Origin of the sequence: Actinoplanes sp. DH11 (assembly GCF_020873875.1) — a bacterium.
Classification (GTDB): Bacteria; Actinomycetota; Actinomycetes; order Mycobacteriales; family Micromonosporaceae; genus Actinoplanes.
In genome coordinates this window covers 1-440 of sequence record NZ_JAHWGU010000152.1, presented here as the reverse complement: position 1 = coordinate 440, position 440 = coordinate 1, and the positions used below count along the sequence as shown (strand labels likewise).

The 440-nt window shown below is 77.5% G+C and carries 1 protein-coding gene; it reads left to right on the top strand.

Going from position 1 to position 440, the window contains the following annotated elements:
* Nucleotides 1-440 (top strand): 2Fe-2S iron-sulfur cluster-binding protein (locus LPA41_RS41180; protein WP_229076916.1); only part of this gene is annotated, 440 nt, incomplete at both ends.

Genomic DNA, 440 nt, shown 5'->3' with positions numbered 1-440 from the left:
GCACCCCGGCGCGCAGGGCGCCGCGGAGCCCCTTCCCGGACCCGCGGGGACCCCGGAGGCCCCAGAGGGCGCCCACGGCCCCCACGACGTCACCGGTGCCCCGGCGGAACCCGCCGCCACCATCGGCACCCAGGACGACGCACCCGGACCCGGCGACCCGGACGGTGCCACGACACCGGCCGACCCGGCCGACCCCGGTGGACCGGACGTCGATCCGGGCATCACGATCGCGCCCCACGACGACCACCCCCTCGCCTCCTACGTGCTCCGCGTCAACGGCACCGACCGGCCCGTCGGCGACGCCTGGATCGGCGAGTCTCTGCTCTACGTGCTGCGCGAGCGGCTCGGCCTGGCCGGCGCCAAGGACGGCTGCTCGCAGGGCGAGTGCGGCGCCTGCAACGTGCAGGTCGACGGGCGGCTCGTGGCGTCCTGCCTGGTCC